General features: G+C 62.9%; 13 protein-coding genes. 3 read left to right on the top strand and 10 right to left on the bottom strand.

The genetic code is table 11. The features are described 5' to 3' along the window. Positions 1 to 58 precede the first annotated feature (58 nt). From AAF563_12080 to AAF563_12115, 8 genes are all read right to left on the bottom strand, one after another. On the bottom strand, positions 59 to 670 hold the full coding sequence (locus tag AAF563_12080) for an HAD family phosphatase (protein MEM7122011.1): 612 nt from the start codon (positions 668 to 670) through the stop codon (positions 59 to 61). After that, complete coding sequence (locus AAF563_12085; protein MEM7122012.1) at positions 667 to 1,350, bottom strand: sarcosine oxidase subunit gamma family protein; 684 nt, start codon at positions 1,348 to 1,350, stop codon at positions 667 to 669. The genes AAF563_12080 and AAF563_12085 overlap by 4 nt, the downstream gene beginning before the upstream one ends. Continuing rightward, positions 1,343 to 4,345: a sarcosine oxidase subunit alpha family protein gene (locus tag AAF563_12090; GenBank protein ID MEM7122013.1), complete on the bottom strand. Its 3,003-nt coding sequence runs from the start codon at positions 4,343 to 4,345 to the stop codon at positions 1,343 to 1,345. Before AAF563_12090 ends, AAF563_12085 begins: the two co-directional genes overlap by 8 nt. Next, positions 4,342 to 4,629, bottom strand: a complete 288-nt coding sequence (locus AAF563_12095; GenBank protein MEM7122014.1) for a sarcosine oxidase subunit delta — start codon at positions 4,627 to 4,629, stop codon at positions 4,342 to 4,344. Before AAF563_12095 ends, AAF563_12090 begins: the two co-directional genes overlap by 4 nt. 14 nt (positions 4,630 to 4,643) lie before the next feature. Continuing rightward, complete coding sequence (locus AAF563_12100; GenBank protein ID MEM7122015.1) at positions 4,644 to 5,900, bottom strand: sarcosine oxidase subunit beta family protein; 1,257 nt, start codon at positions 5,898 to 5,900, stop codon at positions 4,644 to 4,646. 117 nt (positions 5,901 to 6,017) lie between these two features. After that, complete coding sequence (locus AAF563_12105; GenBank protein ID MEM7122016.1) at positions 6,018 to 8,111, bottom strand: ABC transporter ATP-binding protein; 2,094 nt, start codon at positions 8,109 to 8,111, stop codon at positions 6,018 to 6,020. A gap of 4 nt (positions 8,112 to 8,115) precedes the next feature. Next, entirely contained in the window at positions 8,116 to 9,024 is a 909-nt protein-coding gene (locus tag AAF563_12110) for an ABC transporter permease (GenBank protein MEM7122017.1), read from the bottom strand. Between the two features lie 10 nt (positions 9,025 to 9,034). Then, positions 9,035 to 10,048 carry an ABC transporter permease gene (locus AAF563_12115; protein MEM7122018.1) on the bottom strand — a complete coding sequence of 338 codons (1,014 nt, stop codon included), beginning with the start codon at positions 10,046 to 10,048 and terminating at the stop codon, positions 9,035 to 9,037. A gap of 221 nt (positions 10,049 to 10,269) precedes the next feature. On the opposite strand from AAF563_12115, the gene AAF563_12120 reads away from it, so the two are divergent. Next, on the top strand, positions 10,270 to 10,932 hold the full coding sequence (locus AAF563_12120; GenBank protein MEM7122019.1) for a hypothetical protein: 663 nt from the start codon (positions 10,270 to 10,272) through the stop codon (positions 10,930 to 10,932). A 17-nt stretch (positions 10,933 to 10,949) separates the two neighbouring features. Next, positions 10,950 to 11,285 (top strand): DUF2834 domain-containing protein, encoded by a 336-nt coding sequence (locus tag AAF563_12125; protein ID MEM7122020.1) that lies wholly within the window; start codon positions 10,950 to 10,952, stop codon positions 11,283 to 11,285. Here AAF563_12125 and AAF563_12130 read toward each other — a convergent pair. Together AAF563_12130 and AAF563_12135 are read right to left on the bottom strand one after the other, a co-directional pair. Further along, positions 11,282 to 13,267 carry an FAD-dependent oxidoreductase gene (locus AAF563_12130; protein ID MEM7122021.1) on the bottom strand — a complete coding sequence of 662 codons (1,986 nt, stop codon included), beginning with the start codon at positions 13,265 to 13,267 and terminating at the stop codon, positions 11,282 to 11,284. The genes AAF563_12125 and AAF563_12130 overlap by 4 nt on opposite strands. Positions 13,268 to 13,278: 11 nt before the next feature. Beyond that, on the bottom strand, positions 13,279 to 15,264 hold the full coding sequence (locus tag AAF563_12135) for an FAD-dependent oxidoreductase (protein ID MEM7122022.1): 1,986 nt from the start codon (positions 15,262 to 15,264) through the stop codon (positions 13,279 to 13,281). 99 nt (positions 15,265 to 15,363) lie between these two features. Between AAF563_12135 and AAF563_12140 the strand changes: the two genes are divergently transcribed. Then, positions 15,364 to 16,125 (top strand): VOC family protein, encoded by a 762-nt coding sequence (locus tag AAF563_12140; GenBank protein ID MEM7122023.1) that lies wholly within the window; start codon positions 15,364 to 15,366, stop codon positions 16,123 to 16,125. Positions 16,126 to 16,155: the final 30 nt, after the last annotated feature.

Consider the following 16,155-nt stretch of genomic DNA (forward strand, 5'->3'; position numbering starts at 1 on the left):
CGGATCGACGTTAGCGTCGCGCAACAGGTTGCCGTGACCAGCAGGCAAAGATCAACCGTTAGAGCAGACCGTGCATCTGGAGGTCGCGGCGTAGGGTCTCGGGCCCGATGTAGTGATGAGTGTGAAAGCCGAGCGACGAAGCCGCTTCCGCGTTGGAGGCTGTATCGTCGATGAACAGTGTCTCGTCTGCCTTCAGGCCGAAGCGTTCGAGGCTCAGGTGAAAGATGGCTGGATCCGGTTTAATGATCCCTTCCCGCCCCGAAACAACGATGTCGTCAAACCACCGCAAAAAACCGAAACGTTCTTCGGCCACCGGAAACGTCTCGGCGGACCAGTTCGTCAGACCAAAAAGCGGCACACCGGCGTTCCTTAGCTCCGCGACAATGGCCACGGTGTCGTCGAAGGTTCCGTTCCACATACGCTCGAACTGACCGTAGTAGGCTTCGATCAAGTCGCGGTGTTCGGGGAACTGCCCGACTAAGATCGCGGTGGCTTCGGCGGTACTGCGCCCGGCATCCTGCTGGCTGTTCCATGCCTGCGTGCAGACGTTCGCGAGGAAGTCTTCCATGACTGCCTCGTCATCGATCATCTCACGGTAGAGGTGGCGGGGATTCCAGTCGATCAGGACACCGCCCAGGTCGAAAACGACATGGCGCGGCCGGACGCTCACGTCTGATCGGCCACGGCGTCGCCGCTTTCGGGCTCGTCTTTCTTCTTGGCGGCCTTGCGTTTGGCCGGGCGGCGCCACGAGGCGGCCACGGGCGGCTCGGCGACGATCGCGACGCCATAGGCTTCGCCCGCCCGCTCGAACCAGGTCCACAGGTAGTCGGCCTGGCTGCGCTCGACATAAACGTCATAGACGGGCGCGTTATCGACCTGATCCAGGATGATCGTGGTGCGTGCCAGATGGCTCTGGGCGCACTGGCCGGCGGTGAAGACGCTTGGATGCAGATCGAGCGGGCAGCCCATGGCGAGAACGTCGCGGGCCATCGGTCCGGCCAGCCGGATTACCGTGCGGCCTTCCGAGACGTCGATCACGGCACGGGCGGCACCGTCGAGCGCCTCGACAAGCGCCCTTTCCGCGCCCGGCGGGCCGACGATCAGCCACTCGTCCGGACCCAGCCACAGGCCGGTCAAGCCGTTGCCCTGGCTGGTCGTGTTGGGGGTTAAAGGAAGATCTAAGCCCGTTGCCTTTTTAACTTCCTTTTCAATAGCTTGGCCACGCACGTTAATCTTCGTGAGATAGCGGCGTTCGGTCAGCCAAAGGCGAGCCTCGCCAGGCTCGGCGACGACCCTGGCATCGAGCCCCAGATGCGCCAGTGGGCTCTGTCTCAAGTAGCTCTCAACCACGCAACCGCTCCCCTTCCGGATCGAAGAACACGGGATCGACGATCTTGGCGCGGACCACCTTGTCTTCCAACGGCAGCGACACCGTCTGACCCTTGCGCGCATGCCCGCTCTTGATGAGCGCCAGCGCGATGGAGCGGCCGCAATTGGGGCTCCAATAGCTCGACGAGACCCAGCCCTCCATCGGCACCGGCGGCGGCGCGTTCGGCGTCGGCGAGATATGCGCACCTTCCGGCAACACGACGTTGGGGTCTTCCGTCTCCAGCCCCACGAGTTGCTTCCTGTCCTGGCGCTCGGTGTCGGGCCGGCTCAGGCCGCGCTTGCCCAGGAAGTCCGGCTTATTCTTGCTGACGATCCAGTCCATACCGAGATCGTAGGGCGTCGTCGTGCCGTCGGTATCCTGGCCGGCGATGATGAACCCCTTCTCGGCGCGCAGCACGTGCATGGCTTCTGTGCCATAGGGCGTGATCGCGTACTTTTCGCCGACGGACATCAAGGCGTTCCACAGCGCCAGCCCGTAGCTGGCGGGCACCTGGACTTCGAAGCCGAGCTCGCCAGAAAAGCTGATGCGGAAAATGCGCGCGGGAATGCCCGCGACTTCGCCGTCCTGCCACGCCATGAACGGGAAGGCTTCGGTCGAAAAGTCGACGCCGGTCGTCAGTTCTTCGACGAGCTTGCGGCTGTTCGGCCCGGCAATCGCGATCGCCGCCCAGTGGGTGGTGACCGAGGTGCAATAGACCTCCAGATCCGTCCACTCAGTTTGCAGCCACTCTTCGAGCCAGTTCAGCACCGTCGGCGCGCCACCGGTGGTGGTGCTCATTAAGAAGTGGTTTTCGCCGATGCGTGATGTCACGCCATCGTCGAACACCATGCCGTCGTCCTTGCACATCAGGCCGTAGCGGCAGCGCCCGACGGCGAGCTTGCTGAACGCATTCGTGTAGACGCGGTTGATCAGCTCGACCGCGTCGGGCCCTTGAATGTCGATCTTGCCGAGCGTGCTCGCATCCAGAATGCCGACCGACGCGCGCGCGGCGGCGACCTCGCGGTTCACCGCATCGGCGACGCTCTCGCGCTCGCGCAGATAACAGTAAGGCCGCTTCCACTGGCCGACGTCCTCGAAGTGGGCACCGTTTTGTTCGTGCCAGACATGCATCGGCGTCTTGCGGATGGGGTCCAGCAATTCCGCGCCGGTATCCTGTCCGGCGATCGCGCCGATGGTGGTCGCCGTATAGAACGGCCGGAACGTGGTGTGGCCGACCTCTGGGATTGGCTCCTCGCGGGTCTCGGCCAGGATGGCAAGCGCGTTGACGTTCGACGTCTTGCCCTGGTCGGTGCCCATGCCGGTCGTGGTGTAGCGCTTGAAATGCTCGACCGAGCGGTAGTTCTCGCGCACCGCCAGACCGACATCGGCGGCGGTGACGTCGTTCTGGAAATCCAGGAACTTCTTGGCGCCCTTGCGGTCGGTTGGGATCGACCAGACGGCGCGCGGCGCGCTCACATCGTCGTCGGCAACGGCCGGCAGATCCGGCGCGGCACCGGCGGTCTTGCCAACGGCTTCGGCGGCGGCGCGCCCGGCGGCGGCACCGCCCGCAAGGCACGCACTCAAGGCAAAGTCGCCATTCGCGGCGCCGACACTTGTCTCGGCCTGACGCGACACGTCCGGGCGGAACTGGCTCATGTCGTCATCCCAGCGCAGCTTGCCGCCCGACTGGGAATAAAGATGAACCGTCGGGTTCCAGCCGCCGGACATCATGACGAGATCACACGCGATGGTGCGCTTGGTGCCACTGACGGCCTTGCCGTCGGCGGTTAACGGGATCACGTCGACCTGGTTGACCCGTTTGTCGCCGCGCGTGCCTGTAATGCCGCTGCCCGCCAGGATCTCGATATCCCGGCCCCGGGCCTGCGAGGCCAGCGGCCCGCCGACCTCCGAGCGCAGATCGACGATCGCAGCGATCTTGATACCGCCATCGGCGGCGTCGAGTGCGGCGCGGTAACCGGACTCGTTGTTGGTCACAAGCACGGCATTGTTGCCGGGCCGCACACCGAATCGATTGACGTAACTGCGCGCGGCGCCTGCCAGCATGATGCCGGGCCGGTCGTTCTCGGCGAAGACCAGCGGGCGCTCCAGCGCGCCGGTCGCCAGGATTACGTGGCGCGCGCGGATCTTCCACAAGCGTTGGCGTGGCCCGTGCCGTTCGTTCCGCGGCAGATGATCGTTCAGCCGCTCGACGGCAATCAGATAGTTGTGGTCCTGATAGGCGACCACCGTAGTGCGCGGCAGCAGCGACACGTCCGACATCGAGGCGAGTTCGTCGGTCGTCTGGTCGATCCACTGGGTCGCTGCCTCACCGCCGACGCTCTCGCGGCTCGACAAAAGCGAGCCGCCAAACGCCATCTGTTCGTCGGCCAGCATGACCCGCGCACCGGCGCGACCGGCAGCGAGCGCAGCCGACAGCCCGGCCGCTCCACCGCCGACGACCAGGACATCGCAGAACGCATAACGCTTTTCATAGGTCTCAGGATCGGCCTCACGCGGCGCCTTGCCCAGGCCGGCGGCCTTGCGGATGACCTTCTCGTAGAGCATCCAGGCGGCTTCCGGCCACATGAATGTCTTGTAGTAGAAGCCGGCAGGCAGGAACTTCGACAGGTGATTGTTGATCGACTGGATGTCGAAGTTGACGCTGGGCCAGCAGTTCTGGCTGGCGCCGACCAGGCCGTCGAAGAGTTCGATCTGGGTCGCGCGGATGTTGGGTTCCGTCAAGGCCCCCTCGCCCAACTGGACCAGCGCGTTCGGCTCTTCCGGACCGGCGGTGACGATGCCGCGCGGCCGGTGGTACTTGAAGCTGCGCCCAACCAGATGCACGCCGTTGGCAAGCAAGGCAGAGGCCAGGGTATCACCGGGATGGCCGAGGAAACGGTCACCGTCATAGGTGAAGGCAAGCTCGCGGCTGCGATCGATCAAGCCGCCTTCGCTATTGCGGAACGACTGGCTCATGCGTCGTCTCCGTCAAGCGTCGGCCTAGGCTCGGTGATGCCGTAGACCTTCAGGACCTCATGGGTGACCGTCGAGCGCGCGACATGGAACCACTTGCGGCAGCCATGGGCGTGAAACCAGCGCTCGAAGTGGACGCCCTTCGGGTTCTCGCGCATGAAGAGATAGTCGCCCCACTCAGCGTCGCTCGCGGTATCCGGGTCGGGCCGCACGATGTGGCCTTCGCCACCACAGGTGAACTCGGTCTGGGCGCGCGCGCCGCACCATGGGCATGTAATGACTAGCATCTCTCGCCCCCGCCCTAGTGCGCCACCGCGGCGGCGCCGTGTTCGTCGATCAAGAAGCCGGTTTCGAACCGCTTCAGGTCGAAGGCTTCGTTGATCTTGTGCGGACGGTCCTGGGCGATGGTGTGGGCGAAGACCCAGCCCGAGCCCGGCGTCGCCTTGAAGCCGCCGGTGCCCCAGCCGCAGTTGATGTAGAAGCCGTCGACCGGCGTCTTCGAAACAATCGGGCTGGCGTCCGGGCACGTGTCGACGATACCACCCCAGGTGCGCATGACCTTGAGCCGGCTGACGATAGGATAGAGATCCTTCAGCGCCTCGATCTGGTGTTCGATGACATCGAACGACCCGCGCTGCGCGTAAGAGAGATAAGGGTCGATGCCGGCACCCAACACCAGTTCGCCCTTGTCTGATTGGCTGACATAGACGTGCACGGTGTTCGACATGATCACCGTGTCGATGACCGGCTTGATCGGCTCCGACACCATGGCCTGCAGCGGGTGGCTCTCGACCGGCAGACGAAGGCCCGCCATCGCCGCGACCACCGAGGCGTGACCGGCAACGACGGCGCCAATCTTCTTGGCGCGGATCGTGCCGCGGTTGGTTTCGACACCGGTCACCGCGCCGTTCTCTATATTGATGCCGGTGACCTCGCAGTTCTGGATGATGTCGATGCCGGCTTCGTCGGCGCTCCGCGCGTAGCCCCAGGCGACGGCGTCATGGCGGGCGGTCCCGGCGCGCCGCTGCATGGCGCCGCCCAGGACCGGATAACGGATGTTCTTGGAGATGTTGATGATCGGCGCGATTTGCTTGATCTGCGCCGGCGTCACCATCTCATAGTCGATACCGTTCAGGCGGCAGGCATGGCCGCGCCGGGTCAATTCCTTCAGGTCGTGTTCGTTATGGGCGAGGTTGATGACACCGCGCTGGGAGAACATGACGTTGTAGTTGAGGTCCTGGGAGAGCCCTTCCCACAGCTTCAGCGACTTCTCATAGAGATGCGCGCTTTCGTCCCACAGATAGTTGGAACGAACGATTGTGGTGTTACGTCCGGTATTGCCGCCGCCGAGCCAACCTTTTTCAAGCACCGCGACATTGGTGATGCCGTGTTCCTTGGCCAGGTAATAGGCGGTCGCCAGACCGTGGCCGCCGCCGCCGATGACAATGACATCGTATTCCGGCTTCGGGTCGGGGCTGCGCCACGCCTGAGGCCAGTTCTGATGGTAGTCGCGGGCCTGCCGAAGCAGGCTGAAAATGGAATACTTCACCTTGGCCATGGAGCCCCTGCCGACGCCACATTCCGGCCGGCACTATAGTCGTTCCGGCGCTGCAAGCTAGCGATGGGTGCCGGGCCGAATTGGCCCGGGAACGACACGGTTTGCCCGATTTACGCGCTACTCGGCGGCGTCTTTCGCGTCGGTGAAGATGGGTTCCACCTGCTTCAAGTCGCCGATGTCGATATGGCATTTGATGACGTGGCCAGGCTCGACTTCTTTGTCCGGCGGCACCTCGTCGTCGCAGATTTTGCCGATGTATCGCGGACAGCGGGTCGAGAAGCGGCAACCCTTGGGCGGGTTGATGACGCTCGGCATCTCGCCTTCCAACCGAATGCGCTTCTGTTTGACGTCCGGGTCGGGAATCGGCACCGCGGACAGCAATGCTTCCGTATACGGGTGGTATGGCGGCTGAAAGATCGTATCTGCCGGGCCGGACTCCATGATCTGGCCGAGATACATGACGACGATGTCGTCGGAGATGAAGCGGACGACGCTGAGGTCATGGCTGATGAAGAGCAAGGTCGTGTTGTATTCGGCCTGCACTTCGTTCAGGAGGTTGATCACGGCGGCCTGCACCGACACATCGAGCGCGGAGACCGGCTCGTCGGCGATCACCATGCTTGGGTTACCGGCGAACGCGCGCGCAACGGCGATGCGTTGTTTCTGACCGCCCGAAAGCTGGCGCGGCTTGCGCGTCGAGAACGCCGGGGGCAGACGCACGATGTTCAGCATGTCGGCGACGCGCTGGCGGACCTTGCTGCCGCTCGACTCAATCCCGAACTTCTTGATCACCCGGCCGATACAGTAGCCGACAGAGTGACTGGGATTCAGCGTGCCGTCGGGATTCTGGAACACCATCTGCAAGGCGCGGATCAGATTGCGATCACGTTTGCTGACCGGCACGATGCCGATGTTCTTGCCCTCGAACTCAATCGAGCCGTCGGTCGCCGTCTCCAGCCCGGTCAGCACCTTGGCAAAGGTCGACTTGCCGCAGCCGGATTCGCCGACAATGGCGACCGTTTTGCCGGGTGTCGCATTGAAGTTCAGGCCCTCGTTGGCCTTCACATAGCGCGTGCCCTTGCCGGTGAAGAGCGCCGCCAGCGACCTGTCGCGCTGTTCGTAGAACTTGCTCATGTCGCGCACGTTGAGAACCGGATCGGCCCCTTCGATGCCGGAGTAGCTGGATCCGGCGGTCGACGCGACGTGCTCGATCTCATCCATACGCACACAACGGGCGCGATGAGTCGGGCTGCTGTCGATGGTCTCGATCGGGATTTCGCCCTTGTCGCAGCGGCCGGCGGAGAAGTACTTGCAACGCGGGCCAAAGGCGCAGCCGGGTGGGCGCTCATGCGGCAGCGACACCTGGCCTGGGATCGGTTCCAGCATGCGCGCATGTTTATCGGCGCTCAGCGTCGGGATGCAGTCGAAGAGACCGAACGTGTAAGGATGCTTGGTCTTCTTGAACAGCTCCTCGATCGTGCCCTCTTCGACCATCTGGCCGGAGTACATGACGCCGACGCGGTCGCACACCTTCACGATCAAGCCGAGGTTGTGTGAGATGTAAAGAAGCGTGGTGTTGAACTTCTCGCGCAGAGCCGCGATCAGATCGATCACGGTCGCCTCGACCGTGACGTCAAGCGCGGTCGTCGGTTCGTCTAGCAACAGCAATGACGGGTTCGACAGCATCGCCATGGCGATGACGACACGCTGCTGCTGACCACCGGAGATCTGATGCGGGTAACGCGCCATGACCGATGTCGGGTCGGGCATGTTAACGTCGCGCAGCATCTGGACGCAGCGGTCATAGGCTTCCTTGTCCGGCGTGCCCTCATGGAAGATCAGCACTTCCTTGAGCTGCGTGCCGATGGTGAGGCTGGGGTTCAGCGCGCTCATCGGCTCCTGATAGACCATGGCGATCTTGGAACCGCGGATCTGCCGCAACTCCTCTTCCGACATCGTCTTCATGTCGCGGCCTTCGAAACTGACCGAGCCGCGCACGATACCGCCGTTGCGACCCAGGTAGTTCATGATCGCCATGGCGACCGTCGACTTGCCGCAACCGGATTCGCCAACCAGGCCGTAGCTCTCACCGCGTTTCAGCGTAAGCGAGAAGTCCGGCACCGCCGGGATCTCGCCGATACGGGTGAAGTAGGATATCCCGAGATCCTTGATATCGAGGACGATGTCGTCGCTTGTCTGGGTGTCGGTCATGGCCTCAATCCCTCAGCGAAATTTCACGCAGGCCGTCGGCCAGCAGGTTGAACCCGATCACCAGGCTTGAGATCGCGATCGACGGGAAGATCGCCATGTGCGGGAACACAGTGATCATCGCGCGCGCTTGCGAAACCATGCTACCCCAGTCGGGGTCCGGCGGCGGCAGGCCGAGGCCCAGGAAACCGAGGACGCCGATTGCGATGATGGTATAGCCCATGCGCAGGCACGCATCGACGATGATGGGACCGCGCGCGTTCGGCAGAAGCTCGACCAGCATGATGTAAAAGCTGGTCTCACCGCGAATCTGTGCCGCCGATACATACTCCAACCCTCGTATGTCGAGAACCAAGCCGCGAACGATACGCGCGATGGCCGGCGACGCCGCGGCGGTAACCGCAACGACGACGTTGACTGCCGATGGTCCAAAGGCCGACAGCAGAACGATAAAGAGAATGATCAGCGGGAACGACAGGATGATGTTGACGACAAACGAGACGATGCTGTCTACCCAACCGCCGAAGTAGCCAGACAAAACGCCCAGCGCGATGCCGACCGCGTAGGCCACGATCATGGCGATCGGCGCGACGGACAGGATGCGCTGCGCGCCGAAAATGATGCGCGAAAGAATGTCACGGCCACTGTCATCGGTACCCAACCAATGTAGCGCGCTCGGACCTTGCATGGCCGCGGTGAAATCAGACTCATTGGGGTCATAGGGCGCCAGCACCGGCGCAAAGAGGGCAACGATTACCCAAAACAGAACAATCGAGATGCCAATTATGGCGGCCCACGATTCACGAAGCAGACCGACGTTGTAGAGAATCTTGGCGAAACCCTGGCGGTCGGGTTGTTCGGAACTCTTGGGCGCACCCGGAGCCGGAGCGACTTGATCTTGCGTCTGATCGGTCATGGCATGCCCCTCACGTGAACCGGATTCGCGGATTGATGTACATGTACCCGACGTCACCGATCAGCTGCGTCGTCACCGCGATGAACACGGCAATCAGCGTTGCCGCTTCGACCAATGTAACGTCACCGAACAAAGCGGCTTCCAAAATCATCCGGCCGAATCCCGGATAGCTGAACGCAACTTCGGTCACGACCACGCCGGAAATAAGGAAGGGAATTTGCAGCAGGATGACCGTGAACGGGGTGATCAGCGCGTTACGCAGCGCATGACGCATAATGACGGTCTTGTAAGGCAAACCCTTCAAGATGGCCGTTCGAATGTAGGGTTTGGTCATTACTTCGACCATGGAACCGCGCACCATGCGCGCGACATAACCGAAGTCATAGAGAACGAGCACCGCGACCGGGAGCACCATCTGTGACGCCCATGACCACTCATCAAACCCCTGCAGTGTGCTTGTACCGGGAAGAATTGTCAGCCAGGCAACAAATATCGCCATGAGGAAAGTTGCCGAGGCAAACTCCGGTATCGATGTCAGCGTTATCCCCGTATAGGACAAACTTCGGTCGAGCACGCTGCCCTCGCGCATCCCCGACAAAACTCCGAATACAAGGGACAAGGGCACAATGATCGCAAAGGCGATGGCGGCCAGTACCAGCGTGTTGCCCAGCCGGTCCCAGATGATGTCGTTGACCGGGACCTTGAACAGCGTCGAATAGCCGAAATTCCCGAAGTATTGGTCGCCGCGTGGATCGCTGAAGTTCAGTTCAAGCTCGGGGTTCTGTAGTGGATCGGCGATCACGCCGGTCAACACACCCATCCAGCGCACATAGCGCACCAGCAGCGGATCACCCAGACTTAGCTTCTCGTAGAGGATCTCTTTTTGGGCTTCGGTCGCGTATGGACCAAGCGTCTTGCTTGCCACGTTGCCCGGCGTGAATTCGTAAAGTGCGAACACTAGGAATGACGCGACGACCATGGTGACGATCAGCATCACCACGCGCCTCAGGAAGAAAAAAAGCATTGCCCCTGCCTCAATCGCCCATGAAATCCGCCCGTCTTAGCCGGCTTTAGCCGATCTTGCAGGCTGGATCGGGAGGCATTCTGCGGATCGTGCCGGGCCTTGTCCATAGCGACACCGGCAAATTCTGTTCCAAACCGACCGCCTGGATCGATCGTGATATCGCTCGTTGGCGACCTAATTTTGGCGTTGCACAATGCGCCGTGAACAGCACCGGAGCCATCATGGATAAGCCGCAATCGGTCGCCGATTTGACTGAACTGGGCCGTGTTCGCCTCTCTGAACACTTCTTTATGCGCGAAATGCTCTACAGCGAAGTCGCCAACTATCATGGCGTGCCGAACATGCCCGACGACCCCGACACCGCGATCGCGGCGGGCAAAAGGCTTTGCGAGGAAATCCTCGAACCGCTTTATCGCGCGTTCGGCCACGTCACGATTCGCAGCGCCTTTCGCAGCCGCACCTTGAACGGCTTCTGTCATGAAAAGCACATGGAACTCTTGGCCCGTGGCGAAGCGGATCACGCCTACTACTGCGCGGACAACACCTATAACCGCGCGCGCCACGGCTGGGACCAGCGTGACGACGACGGATTCATGGGCGCGACCGTTTCCGCTGTCATCCCCTGGTACCTACCGCGCTTTGAACAGACGGGCGACCCGCGTCCGTTGGCGTGGTGGATCAGGGATCACATTCCCGCCTATTCCCAGATCGTGTTTTTCCCATGGATGTGCGCCTTCAACATTCGCTGGTACGAAGGCCCCAGCGCAAAGCCGATTCAAATTGACGACGGCGGACCGGGTGACCTCGAACTGTTGACCGATACATCGATGGATAACTTCAACGACGACCACAGCGCGCTTTATGAAGGTTTCCCGACACCGTGACATGACACGAGGCAACCATGCGTCTGCACCACCTTTACCTCATTCTGTGTGTCGTTGGTTTCATCGTCCCTTACGCGGAGTTCGTTTCCTGGCTGGTCGACAACGGCATCGACATTCCCGCCTTCTTCGACGCCATGCTGATCAACGGCATCAGCCGCTTCTTTGTGTGGGATGTCTTGATCTCCGCCGTCGCCGTGTTGGTCGCGACCTATGCGTGGCGTGACAAACTGCCTGTTCGATGGCCACCTGTTGTCGCAACCCTTCTGATCGGTGTCTCACTTGGCCTGCCGCTGCTGCTTTATCTGATGGAAAAGCAGAAGACGGGTGGCGCCCCAGCCTCGGCCTGGCGCTAGAGCGCTAACGCCAGCTTGCGGCCTTCGTAGATCGCGGCGGCGGCTTTGCGTGGCGCGAGACTGTCGCCGATGTTGTGAAGCGCGAATCCGTCGTCGCCTTCCAGCTCGTCGAACAAGTTTCGAACCGGCGCGTTGACCGTTGCGGTGACAAGTGTGTCGAAGTCGCATCGAACGACGGCGTCATCCAATGTGGATTGAAGCGACGCGGTGTTGCCGTCCCATGACAACAACGCGGTCTCTGTCAGACATACCACCTTCAACTGTGCCAGGCGTTTGATCAGCGGCGGTGTGGCGGCGCTGTTGACCAGTTCGGCGCCAACCACCGGATGGCGCGTGACGATGGTGACGTCATGGCCCTCCTCGGCGAGCTTCAGCGCGGTGCCGGCGCCCGGCCATTGGCCGAGGTCGTCAAGCACGAGCACCCGTTTGCCGCAGGCGGCACTGCCGTCGAGAACATCCTCGATCGCGAAGACATTCGCCTGGTCGACGCCCGGCAGGCGCTCGCGGAACGGCAGGGAACGCTGATAGCCGTCGCGCGCCGGTAGCGATCCCGTTGCATTGATAACCGTCTCCCAGTCACCGTCCCGCACGGCCTGGGCCGTCATGGTGACGCCGCGCCGCACCTCGACCTGCAACTGGGTGAGCTGGGTGTCGTACCAGGCGATCAGGTCGTCGATGACGTGGCGGCGCGGTTGACGCGCCGCGAGCCGGAACCGGCCGCCCAGATCGTTCGACTGTTCGACCAGCGTCACCTGGTGGCCCCGCTCGGCGGCGACGCGCGCGGCTTCCAGCCCCGCCGGTCCGCCGCCAACAACCAGAACACGTTTTGGTTTGTCGGCCGGCGTGAAGCGGTCGCCCTGCCACTGCCATTCCCGCCCCGCCGACGGGTTCACCAGACATGAGACCCAATAGTCGCGGGCGCGCCGGCCCCAACACAGCTGGTTGCAGGAGATGCAGGGGCGAATGTCCGCGGCCCTGCCCTCGCGCGCCTTGTTGGCGAGATGCGGATCGGCGATCTGGCCGCGCACGATCGAGACCAAATCCGCCTGGCCGCTGGCGATGACCTGCTCGGCGTTCTCCGGCGTGCGGACATGGCTTTCGGCCTGCACGACCGCGTGATGGCAGACCTCGCGGATCGAAGCGGCGAGCGGCGGCCCCTTCATCTCGTCAACCATGAAGGTCGGGATGATCTCGGCGAAGTTATAGAAACTACCGGTACCGACGGAGACATAATCCATCAGGCCGCGCTCATCGTGCCAGGCGACGATTTCCAGAACCGCCTCTAACGGTAGTCCGTTCGTCGTCAGATCGTCGCCGGAAACCGAAAGGCCGAGTACATAGTCATCACCGCAAGCCTTGCGTATGCGTTCCAGGATCGTCGCGGAAAACCGGCAGCGGTTCTCCAGAGAACCGCCCCAGCGGTCGTCGCGGCGGTTGGTAATCGGCGACCAGAACTGGTCTGCCAGACAGTTGTAGGCAGCAAGCAGATCGTTACCGTCGAAGCCCGCCCGTTTCGAACGTTCCGCCGCCGCGACGTAGGCATCGATGACCTCCTCGATCTCCGCCTCGGTCATGCCGTGGCTGCCGTCGGCGTCCTTGAGCGACGGCAAGCCCGAAGGTGACCAGTTGGCGTGCCAGGAATTGTCGAAGTCCGCGTGCTGGCCTGAATGATTGAGCTGCTGGATCATCACCGTGCCGTGTTCATGGCAGGCATCGGTGATGGCGGTGAGACCGGGAATGATGTCATCGCCGATCAGAAAACGGCCGCGGGTCAGCGCCCCGGAGGGATGGACCGAAGCGCCCTCGACGACGATCATCCCGGCGCCGCCCAATGCGCGTTCGCGATAGTACGCGAAATGACGCGGCCCAGGCATGCCGTCATGGCTCATGTTCGCGAGATGCGGGCCAAAGGTGAGCCGGTTCTTTAGCGTCACATGGCGTATCGCGAGCGGTTCGAAGAGATGCGGGAACGCTGCCGTCATCGCCAACTCCGCTAGAGCGCCAGGCCGACGCGGCGGCCATCGTAAATTGCGCCGGCGGCCTTGTGCGGCGCGACGCAGTCACCGATCGCGTGTATCTCGCGGTCGCTGTTTGCGAGCGCGCGGACAAGCGCGTCATCGGCGACCGCCGTGCCGGCGATCAGCAGCGTATCGAACGGCCGGGTTTCCTCAGCACCGCTCGCCAAATGACGAATGGTCGCGCCATCGCCCGTCCAGCGCATTACCGCGCTCATGGTCCGCATCGTAACGCCAGCCTTGGCGAGGCCTTTGCGCAATGCCTTGTCGACACCCATGCGCGCGGCGTCCTGCGCCACGGCGCCGTCGCGCGTCACAAGCATCACATCGTGACCGGCTTCAGCAAGCTTGAGTGCTGTGCCGGCCGCCGGCCAACCACCAATATCGTCAAGCACCAGGATCTCGCGGCCCGGCGTGATCGTGCCCGCCAGCACGTCGTTGATCGCGTGAGCGTTGCCACGTTCGACACCGGGCAGTCGGTCGACCTCCGGCAGTGCGCGTTGATAGCCAGTTCCTGCGGGCACCGCGCCCGTCGCGAGCACGATGGCATCGGCATCACTATTGCGCACACTATCCGCATCCAATCTGGTCTCGCGCAGCACGTCGACGCCAAGACGCGCGAGTTCGCGTTCATACCAGGCGAGATGGTCGCCGATCTCGTTGCGCATCGGCTGTTCGCCGGCAAGGCGGAACTGGCCACCGAGGTTCGCGCTTGCCTCGGCCAGGGTAACGGAATGGCCGCGCTCGGCGGCGACACGCGCCGCCTCCATGCCCGCCGGACCACCGCCGACAACCAGGACGCGGCGCGGCGTTGCAGCAGGCGCGAAGGAATCGCCGCCCCATTCGGTCTCGCGTCCGGCAGACGGGTTAACCAGGCAAGAGATCCAATAGTCGCGACGGCGCCGGCCGATGCACTGCTGGTTACACGCAATGCACGGGCGGATCCGCTCGGCATGGTCGGACCGGGCCTTCGCGACCAGCCAGGGGTCTGCGATCTGGCCACGCACGATCGACACCATGTCGGCGCTTTTCCCCGCCAGGATGCGCTCGGCGTTCTCCGGCGTCGTGACGCGCGCCTCGCACTGCACGCGCGCATGGTTGACGGCCGCTTTCAGCCGCGCGGCATGGGCCTCGCCGGTCGAGGCCTGTTCGAACGCCGTCGGGATGATGTTGGCGCCGCCCCAATAACTGCCGGTGCCGACGGTGACGTAGTCGATGAGCTCGCGTTCGTCATGCCAGGCAACCGCCTCGACCAGGTCATCGATCGTCTGTACGGCGCCCGCCTTCGGATCGATCGAGACGGCGAGGCCACAGATGAAATCGTCGCCGCATGCTTTGCGAATGCGGTCGTAGATCGCCGTCGAGAAGCGCATGCGATTATCGAAGCTGCCGCCCCACTGATCGCCACGGCGATTGGTAAAGGGCGACCAGAACTGTTCAAGCAAGGCGCTGTAGGCCGCCATAATCTCGATACCATCGAAGCCGGCTTGCTGGGCACGGCGGGCGGCCGCGACGTGCGCTTCGATCACTTCCTCGATCTCCGCCGCCGTCATGGCGTGGCTGCCGTCGCTGTTGAACATGGATGGCAGGCCGGACGGCGACCAGCTTTCGCGGAAGCTGTTGTCCCAATCGCCGTGGGCGCCAACATGATAGAGCTGCTGGATGATGGCGGCGCCGTGGCTCTTCACTTCCTCGGTGATGCGGCGAAACGGATCGATGATCGCGTCGCTTTCGCTCAGGAAGTTGCCGCGGGTCAGGACGGCCGTTTCGTGCGCGGGTACCGGCTCGACGACGATCATGGCAGCGCCGCCGCGCGCACGCTCGCGGTAGTAGCCGAAGTGACGGTCGCCGGGGATGCCCTCTTCACTCATGTTCGCGGTGTGCGCACCGAAGACGACGCGGTTCTTCAGCGTCAGATGGCGCAATGTGAGCGGCGCGAAGACGTGCGGATAAGGCGTGGTCATCGACGAAGGCCTATCGGGCATGACGTTTCGAAGCGTAGACTGCATCGGTGCCGAACCGGCAACAAATTCGTCACCTGGCCGGCCCGAGGTGGATACCGGATGCAGCTTTCCCGACTCTTTCTGAATGTCCTGGACGCCGACACCTTGGCGACCTTCTACACCGACGTTCTGGGAATGCGCGATCTGGGCCAGCCCGGCTCACCCGCCTTGGGCTACGACACCGGCCAGTGTCTGCTGGCTTTCAATGCAGGCGATTTCGGGCCCTATGAACCGGCGCCGAACGATCTCTATTGGAAGATCGGTATCACCCTTCGCGATCTCGATCGGGCGGTCGCCTATCTGCGAGAACGCGGATGGCCGGTCACCGACACCCGCCAATTTCGCGACATCGGCTATATGGCGCATCTCAATGACCCCGAAGGCTTCGCCATCGAGTTGCTGCAGCAGGGCTTCGAAGGCAACGCAGCGCCCGCGGGCAACGGCCACCCGATCGGCGGTCAGGCGATCCTGGCGCACCTCACCCTGCGCATCACCGACCTGGCGGCGGCGCAGCGGTTCTGCGAGGGCCAACTCGGCATGCGGCTGATGTCCATTCAGCCCGTCCCCGAACGCGGCTTCACACTCTGTTTCTACGCCTGGAGCGATGAACCGTTGCCAGACCCGGACCTGAAGGCGGTCGAGAACCGCGAATGGCTGTGGGCAAGACCCTACACCCTGCTGGAGTTGCAGCACTGGCACGAGACCGACGGGCCGATGGCGAGACCCCGGGCGCACCTGGCGGGCTTCGCCGGATTTGCCTATGGCGGCGACGTTACCGATCTCATAAGGATGCCCCTTTCAACGCTCGCCGATCTGCTCTAAACGGCCCCCCGCAATCGTTCCGAGGCGAAG

The sequence above is a fragment of the Pseudomonadota bacterium genome (assembly GCA_039028155.1).
Taxonomy (GTDB): Bacteria; Pseudomonadota; Alphaproteobacteria; order SP197; family SP197; genus JANQGO01.